Consider the following 6,144-nt stretch of genomic DNA (forward strand, 5'->3'; position numbering starts at 1 on the left):
ACTATCGCCTGCAGAACAGGGCGAGGCGTTTGAGGTCCCTCGCCTGGTCTCCGAGATCCAGGGCGAGTTCGAGTTCGCTGACACCGACGTGTTCATGGAATTCCACGACTGGTCGCTGCTCGACCACTCGTCGAAACTGGGTGAAGGCGAGTTCGCGATCCGCGAGACGGCGCGCAGCTTCGAGATCGACCTCGACGGCAACCGCATCACCTACCAGTTCGCGGACGAAGAAGAACAACTGGCGCTCGACGTCGATGTCGAAGGGTGGACACCGGAGGCGCTGGTGCTCTGGCTCGACCGGCAGGTGCGCCAACCGGACATTCATCAGAGCGAACTGCTCCGCTGGCTGCGCGACCTGGTCGGCCACCTGATCACCACACGCGGAATGCACATTGCGGCGCTGATGCGGTGCAAGTTCATCCTCGCCCGTAAGGTTCGCGAAAAGCTCGCCGCCATCCGTCAGCAGGAACGCGATGGCGTCTACCAGCGGTATCTCTTCGCTCCGGAAGCCAAGGTCGAGGTGTCCTTCGACGAGGCTTTCGCGTTCAAGGACGGAATGTATTGGGATCAGCGCCGATATCGTGGGCGCTGGAAACCTCGCAAGCACTTCCTTGGGCCGGACCATGTGCCTGCCTTCGATGGGGCCGAGAACGGTGAAGAATTCCAGTGCGCGCAAGCCATCGACAGCTTGCCAGGCCTGAAGTTCTGGATCCGCAACGTCGCACGCCACCCCAACTCGTTCTGGTTGCCGACGGCCACGGACAAGTTCTATCCGGATTTCGTGGCTCAGTTGGAGGACGGCCGGCTGCTCGTCGTAGAGTACAAGGGAGCTCACATCGCAGATGGCCCCGACACCGCCGAAAAGCGGACCATCGGGCAGTTGTGGGAGAGGAAGACCGGCGGCAAGGGCGTGTTCGTCGTAGTCGAGAAGACCGTCGACGGCAGGGACATGCGGGCTCAGATGGTCAATACGCTCCAAGGCTCGACATGATGCGCGTTGTTCAGGCTGTCACTTCGCGCAGTCTCTGCAACGGTTTCGCATCGCTCGCAGGAGTCCCTGCCTCGGTCGGCGCCAATCACCGGCTTCTGCGCGAGAAGATGCGGGAAAAATATTCACGCCCTGAATGGCGGCGTGAATATTTTTGACAACCACCTCTTGGCCGTGCTATTCAGCTGCATCAGGCTGCAAGAGGTGGATCGAATTTGGACAGAGATGCAGCACTGCAGGCAGCCCGTGAAAGGTTCGAGGAACCACTTTGGACGCTCATAGGGCAGCTGGAAGCGACCTTGGCGGATCTCGGTCGGGTGAAGCACATCAACATTTCCGACCCGCGAGCGGTCGGCTCTGTGCTGAATAGCGCGCTGACCGATGCGGCATCTGCCGTGAACCTCTCCGATCACGGCTTGGAAGTTACCCATGTCAATGACGGCCGGAGCAACAAAGTTACGGGTGTTGTGGATCTCGGTGGCGACGAACGAGCTGTCAGTTTCGAGCTTCATCTGTCCGGCCCCCGCGGCGGCACCTCGAAGTCATCGCATCAGTTCGCGAAATCCGACTTCTCTGTGTGCGACATTGAAGAGCAGCGATCACTCTTTCCTTACGACGTCGATGCGCCTGATCAGCTGCTGTTCTTTATTGCCTGCCACTTGAGTGGCACGGGAGTATCCGTCTCGAAAGTCTTCATAAAATTCGCAGACGGAATAGATCAGAGAATGATCGAGATTCATCGCTCCGCACCGTCGGTGGCTGCTGGGGCTATGGATAGCGCGCCGGTAAATGAGCCAGCAGGCGCGAAGTTGACAATCAAGAGACCCAAGGGAGTAGAAACCGAAAATGGCAGCACGACCGATAAACGGGGGGATGCTGCTCCTAGCTCGAAATAGACGCCGGAAGACACAGACAGAATTGGCCGCCGAAACAGGAGTTGCACAGGCTGCAATCTCCCGAATTGAGAACGGCACCCGGGACGCGCTCTCGCAGGAGGAAATCCAGTCGATTGCGCGTTCTTTGGGATTCCCGGTGAGCTTCTTCTACGAGCAAGAGCCGCTATATAGGACGCCGCTGAGCCTCCATGGCGCTGCATTCCGAAGAAAGGCAGCGGTGTCAAAAAGGGATCAGGAAGGGGTGGTGGCTCTCGCCAACCATTATGTCCTCCATTTCCGAAAGCTTCTGGATGCCGTGGACCTAGAGCCAGAGTTTCCCCTGCTGCAGTTTGAGATCGTTTGCGACAAGTCCAGCGTCAGCGAGAACGCTAACGCCATCACATCTGCTGGTGAGGCTGCTCAGAAGGTCAGGGCGTCCTGGCAACTTGGTGACGGACCGATTTCGAATCTCGTACGATTCGTTGAAGCAACTGGCATTCTCGTCGTAGAGGGAGACTTCGGGCAAGCCGACATTGACGGCGTTACACTGCGCCCTCCTGGCATGAAGCCGGTGGTTGTGCTGAACCATGCGCGCCCTGCTGACCGTAAGCGCTTCAGCCTCGCGCACGAGTATGGCCATGTCGTCCTGCACGCATTCCCCTACGATGCGATGGAAAAGGAGGCTAATGATTTTGCGGCGGAACTGTTGATGCCAAAGACGGGGGTCCTGCCTGATCTGAAGCGTGGACTTTCCATTCCGCGACTTGGCCAGCTGAAGCAGAAGTGGCGAACAGCAATGTCGGCACTGATCTATAGAGCAAAATCACTTGGAGCGATCACGGACGAGAATGCCACTGCGCTCTATAAAAGGATGAGCGCATTCGGGTACCGCACCCGGGAACCGCAAGAGTTCGACATTGCTCCGGAGACCGGCAAACTGGCTGCGCAGCTTCTGAACTTGCACCTGAGCGACCTCGGGTACAGTTTGGACGAACTGGCGGAAGGGCTCCGGACTGATCCTGTGGAATTCGCGATAATGCATGGGCTCGCGGTTCCGGAAAGCAAGCTTAGGGTAAGGGAGAAACCAAAGTTGCGCCTCGTCGCCAATCGCGACTAGCCGGTAAGTGATGATTGACCTCGGCGCGGGCCCAAGCGCCGAGGGGGCTAGTTTAAGGATCTAAAGTGCCGGTGCTGAAGTGCCCATTCGAGCGGAAACGGGCCTGTCAAGTTCGCGAGGGTCAGTTCTGGACCTTGCAGGCCGTCCAGGATCACCGCGATTGTTTCTGGGGATAGGAGTGTCAGGCGAAGTACACGGGTGAGGTAGGAAACCGCTACTCCTTCTCGGTCGGCCAGTTCGGTGATGGTCATGAAGTCGCCGGATTCCAGCATTCGTTTCCAGCGAAATGCCCGGGCCAGTGCTTTGACTAGCGTGTTGTCGGTCCTGCGCGGCCGCGCGCATCCCTCGGGTAGCTGCATCTCTTTGCGTCCGCCGCGCTTCACCAATGTGAGCGGGACGTGCAGCGTCACGGTGTCTGGGATCGGCTCCGCGCGGGTCATGCTGCTTCACCGATGCTGCCCGCCAGCATCTCGTGCGCGAGTCCGCTGAGGCCGTCAACGCGGAGCCGGACGTTCAACCCATTCGTGCTGATGTCCACGCGCTCGACCAGCAACCCCACGATGCGCGCCTGTTCGGCGGGGAAAAGTTCGTCCCACAGCGGGTCGAGCTGCTGAAGCGCCGCCCGTGCGTCGGCCTCGGTGATCTCCTCGTCCTGCGCTCGAGCCACTCTCAACGTGCCCGCCACGATCTCGGGCTGGCGGAACACGGCGCGAAGCTGGTCGATGACGGCGGCCTCAATCTCCCCCGCAGGCACCCGGCCGATGGGACACGCCCCCGCGCCGTGCTTCAGCACCGTCTGGCTGACATAGTAGCGGTAGAGCCTGCCGCCCTTGCGGGTGTGGGTCGGCGAGAACGCGGCGCCATCGGGACCGAAGAGTAGTCCCTTCAGCAGCGCGGGCGTGTCGGCGCGAGTCCGGGCGGCGCGCTTGCGGGGGCTTTCCTGCAGGATGGCGTGAACCTTGTCCCAAGTCTCGCGGTCGATGATCGCGTCGTGTTCGCCGGGATAGCTGTCGCCCTTGTGGACCGCCTCGCCAAGGTATGCCCGGTTCGCAAGCATCCGGTAGAGATACTTCTTGTCGATCCGGTTGCCACGAGGCGTCCCGAGCCCCCGTGCGTCGACCTCGCGGGCCAGCACCGTGCAGGAGCCGATCTCGATGAAGCGGGCGAAGATCCAGCGCACATGCGCGGCGGTGTCCGCGTCGACCAACAGCTTCCGATTTTCCACCCGGTAGCCGAAGGGCGGCACCCCACCCATCCACATGCCCTTCTTGCGGCTGGCGGCGACCTTGTCGCGGATGCGCTCAGCCGTCACCTCCCGCTCGAACTGGGCGAAGGAGAGCAGGATGTTCAATGTCAGCCGCCCCATCGAGGTGGTGGTGTTGAAGGACTGCGTCACCGAGACGAAGGTCACGCCGTTCCGGTCGAACACCTCGACCAGCTTGGCGAAGTCGGCCAGCGAGCGGCTGAGGCGGTCGATCTTGTAGACGACGACGACGTCCACGAGCCCGTCTTCGATATCGGCCATCAACCGCTTCAGGCCGGGGCGCTCCAGCGTCCCGCCGGAGATGCCGCCGTCGTCATAGTGATCGCGGACGAGCACCCAGCCCTCGGACCGCTGGCTGGCGATGAATGCCTCGCAGGCTTCGCGCTGGGCATGCAGGCTGTTGAACTCCTGCTCCAGCCCTTCCTCTGAGGATTTCCGAGTGTAGACCGCGCAGCGCAGCTTGCGGGCGACCTTGGTTTTTTCGGGCGGCTTTGTCATGCCCGCCCCCTGTGGTTCTTGAGGCCGAAGAATACCCAGCCATTCCAACGAGTGCCGGTGATCGCACGCGCGATGGCGGACAGCGACTTGTAGGGGCGCCCCTGCCACTCGAAGCCGTCGGCGGTGACAGTGACGATGTATTCGACACCCTGCCATTCCCGCAGCAGCCGCGTGCCAGTGATGGGGCGGTCGCGGTCGAGGCGCATGCCGCGCTTCTTCTTGTCCCCGCCGTCGAGTTCCTCGCCCAGCCGTTCCAGCCGCCGGATCGTCTCGGGCTTCAAGCCGCCATAGGCGAGTTCCTGGATGCGGTAGGCGATACGGCTTTCGAGATAGCGCCGGTTGAACGGCGGCGGTTCGCTGTCGAACAGATCGCGCCACTGCTTTTTCAGGTCAGGCGTCGGTGTGGTCTTCAGCGCGGCCAGGCGGGCGGGGATGGGGTCGTGCGTCGTCATGCTTTCTCCGTTGGCTTCCGGGTTGCATGACGGCATCGGTCGGCCGGATAGTGTAGGCGAATTTCTCCAGTATCGTCAGAAGGTTCGCCGCGTTCGCGCAGCCGCAACCGGACCAGCCCGAGCGCCAGCAGGCCGCACAACTCGGCACGGCGTTCTGCGGCGGTCATCTGGTCGGGTGGCAGGGGATTGGGGCGTTTCATGCGAGCAAGTCCGTGTTGGCTTGCCCTGCCTCTACTCAGCCGATTCGAAAAACGTCCCGCAGGGAAAATGGCGGTTACGCAAAAGGCCGGACTCGACTCATGGTTGATCCATTGAGTAGAACATAATCAGAACAGGCCGGCCGTTTGCGAGGTATTCCCGTGGGTTCCGATCTCAAGAAATTTGTTAATCCGAAGTTTCTCAAAACCATTGATCCGGCCCTGATGCGGACTTTGTTCGTTCGGCACTTCGGCGAGGATGAACTGCCTGTGGCATTTGAGGGAGAGGCCCCAACCATTCGGGCAGCTCTGGCAGCGCATTTCGAAGGAACCGTTGCTGGCTGGAACGCCGGAATGGTCGCCGATTTGCATCGCGTTGCCGAGCTTGGAACCAGCGAGGGCATGCAGCTTATTCTGAACGAAGCCCGTCGTCGTGGCGTGGTTCTCTATCCCGAGCCCGAGCCCGACCCTGACGATGCCGAGGCAGCGCCCATTCGCCATGATCCCAAACACGTCGCGCTTCATACCTACCTGCTGCATCACCGCGTTTTCGAGGCAGCTGCCGATTTTCATGCGCTGCGTGCGCCGACATCGCCTGCAGAGTTCCGCGGGCCAGAGCGGGACGTGGGTGCGGACCTGACCGAAGAAATGTTGATTTCCACTGAGAAGTGACCCGTGTAGGCGCATAATTTCCACTGAGATTTGACCCATGTGACCCTCCCCCAAGCGAAGAGCGAGGGGGTCAAAGGAGTG

The 6,144-nt window shown here is 61.0% G+C and carries 6 protein-coding genes and 1 pseudogene; 4 read left to right on the forward strand and 3 right to left on the reverse strand.

Annotated elements, in window-relative coordinates; all coding sequences use genetic code 11:
- The 3 genes and pseudogenes from IE126_RS26025 to IE126_RS19665 form a co-directional block, all read left to right on the forward strand.
- Positions 1–991, forward strand: a pseudogene (locus tag IE126_RS26025) (DEAD/DEAH box helicase); the annotation flags it as partial.
- Between the two features lie 296 nt (positions 992–1,287).
- On the forward strand, positions 1,288–1,884 hold the full coding sequence (locus IE126_RS19660) for a hypothetical protein (protein ID WP_189381933.1): 597 nt from the start codon (positions 1,288–1,290) through the stop codon (positions 1,882–1,884).
- Between the two features lie 22 nt (positions 1,885–1,906).
- Positions 1,907–2,980, forward strand: a complete 1,074-nt coding sequence (locus IE126_RS19665) for an XRE family transcriptional regulator (protein ID WP_229825688.1) — start codon at positions 1,907–1,909, stop codon at positions 2,978–2,980.
- 47 nt (positions 2,981–3,027) lie between these two features.
- Here the strand turns inward: IE126_RS19665 and IE126_RS19670 are convergent, their stop codons facing one another.
- Genes IE126_RS19670 through IE126_RS19680 form a run of 3 tightly spaced genes read right to left on the reverse strand, consistent with a single transcriptional unit; the run spans position 3,028 to position 5,194 of the window.
- Entirely contained in the window at positions 3,028–3,420 is a 393-nt protein-coding gene (locus IE126_RS19670; RefSeq protein WP_189381935.1) for a hypothetical protein, read from the reverse strand.
- A complete protein-coding gene (locus IE126_RS19675) occupies positions 3,417–4,742 on the reverse strand; it encodes a recombinase family protein (protein WP_189381936.1) in 1,326 nt (441 codons plus the stop codon). Before IE126_RS19675 ends, IE126_RS19670 begins: the two co-directional genes overlap by 4 nt.
- Entirely contained in the window at positions 4,739–5,194 is a 456-nt protein-coding gene (locus IE126_RS19680; RefSeq protein WP_189381937.1) for a DUF2924 domain-containing protein, read from the reverse strand. Before IE126_RS19680 ends, IE126_RS19675 begins: the two co-directional genes overlap by 4 nt.
- A gap of 359 nt (positions 5,195–5,553) precedes the next feature.
- On the opposite strand from IE126_RS19680, the gene IE126_RS19690 reads away from it, so the two are divergent.
- Positions 5,554–6,063 (forward strand): hypothetical protein, encoded by a 510-nt coding sequence (locus IE126_RS19690; RefSeq protein ID WP_189381939.1) that lies wholly within the window; start codon positions 5,554–5,556, stop codon positions 6,061–6,063.
- Positions 6,064–6,144 lie beyond the last annotated feature (81 nt).

Origin of the sequence: Gemmobacter nanjingensis (assembly GCF_014652195.1) — a bacterium.
GTDB classification, from domain to species: Bacteria; Pseudomonadota; Alphaproteobacteria; order Rhodobacterales; family Rhodobacteraceae; genus Gemmobacter; species Gemmobacter caeni.